Genomic DNA, 1,192 nt, shown 5'->3' on the forward strand with positions numbered 1-1,192 from the left:
GAGGAGCTCAGCTCCCTGTTGCTACCGGTGAAGATCGGGCTGGAGAGGCTACCGCATCTAATGGCCGACATACAGATCTTCAAAGTGGCGGCTCCGCCAATCTCCATGCTGTCCATCTTGGACGCCGCCGACATAAACGCCATGAGCGCCGCGATGCAGGGCGGCGTGGTGTGTACAAGCAAGGCGCTGAGGCAAATAGCCGAAAACGGCGCCCCCAAGGTGGGCCTCATGGGCCTCCTCAGCGCCATGCGCGACCCCGAGGTGCAGAAGGCCATGGGCATAATGCTGACGATACTAAAGGCAATGGGTAGCTGCATGGAGGAGAACCTAAAACAGGTCAGCGAAAAGGCCTAGCCACAAGCCACCTGATCCCCCATACCTGGTTTTTTAGAATCAAATATGGCTGTGTTTTTCGGGGGCTACACAGCGGGTGGTATTAGTGGAAGTCCCCGCTTTGCACCTGCCTTTCTAAGCTGTTTGTCGTATGTCGCCAAGTGGAGATCTCGGTTGAGGGCCGTGGCTAGGATAATGTAGTCGTTTACATCCGACGGCTTGGCTCCGTCTTCGTTGAGTAGCCTCAGTGCGTATGTCAAATCGCTGGCCTCTTCACATATGATGTGTATATTTTTCTCGGAAAGTAGCTGTTCAAGTTTCAAAGCCACCTGCGCCGCGGCTATCTGGAAGTGGCGTGTGAGTAGCCAGATGTATTCATGAAGGACGATCGTGGGGATGTACACCTCGTTGCTGTATATAATTTCGGACGCCTCCACATGCCTCTCCGAGTCTTCAAAAGACTCGTATACCAACACGTTGGTGTCAACTAACAGCTTCATCTAGCGCCTTCTCCACTGCTCTTTCCAACTCCTCGACGCTTATGGGACGGCCTGCCTTGAAGGTGATTCTGCGCCTCCTGGCTGGGACAAGCACTAGTCTGTCCCCCTCCAGGTATATCGTCACTACGTCGCCTATCTCAATGCCCAGCTTCTTCCTATACTCAGCAGGTATGGTAATTTGATAGTTACGCGTCACCTTGACCGTGGCCATAGTAGAAGATGCGTAGTAGATTAAAAAGCTTGCTACTATGACGTGCGCCCCGCCGCCTGGGCACGGCTAGTAATATCTGGCGCGTGGCAGGCAGATGTATATTATATAGTGATTGTTTATACATGCCCACCGCGGTTGTGACCGGCTC

Annotated in this window: 3 protein-coding genes; 1 reads left to right on the forward strand and 2 read right to left on the reverse strand. The window is 53.4% G+C overall.

Translation table 11 applies throughout. The annotated features are described in order from the left end of the window. Nucleotides 1-354: DUF1641 domain-containing protein (locus tag ACP5J3_RS14805; protein ID WP_428496378.1), on the forward strand; the 354-nt coding region annotated here is incomplete at its 5' end. 65 nt (nt 355-419) lie between these two features. On the opposite strand, the gene ACP5J3_RS14810 is transcribed toward ACP5J3_RS14805, so the two are convergent. Together ACP5J3_RS14810 and ACP5J3_RS14815 are read right to left on the reverse strand one after the other, a co-directional pair. Continuing rightward, on the reverse strand, nt 420-833 hold the full coding sequence (locus tag ACP5J3_RS14810) for a PIN domain-containing protein (RefSeq protein ID WP_428496379.1): 414 nt from the start codon (nt 831-833) through the stop codon (nt 420-422). Next, entirely contained in the window at nt 817-1,044 is a 228-nt protein-coding gene (locus tag ACP5J3_RS14815) for an AbrB/MazE/SpoVT family DNA-binding domain-containing protein (protein WP_428496380.1), read from the reverse strand. Before ACP5J3_RS14815 ends, ACP5J3_RS14810 begins: the two co-directional genes overlap by 17 nt. Between the last annotated feature and the right edge of the window lie 148 nt (nt 1,045-1,192).

It is taken from the genome of Pyrobaculum sp. (genome assembly GCF_049971835.1).
Classification (GTDB): domain Archaea; phylum Thermoproteota; class Thermoprotei; order Thermoproteales; family Thermoproteaceae; genus Pyrobaculum.

Excerpts from the sequence above, each read along its gene's own strand:
- ACP5J3_RS14810 (WP_428496379.1), bottom strand. The coding sequence starts at position 833 with ATGAAGCTGTTAGTTGACACCAACGTGTTGGTATACGAGTCTTTTGAA.
- ACP5J3_RS14815 (WP_428496380.1), bottom strand. The coding sequence starts at position 1,044 with ATGGCCACGGTCAAGGTGACGCGTAACTATCAAATTACCATACCTGCT.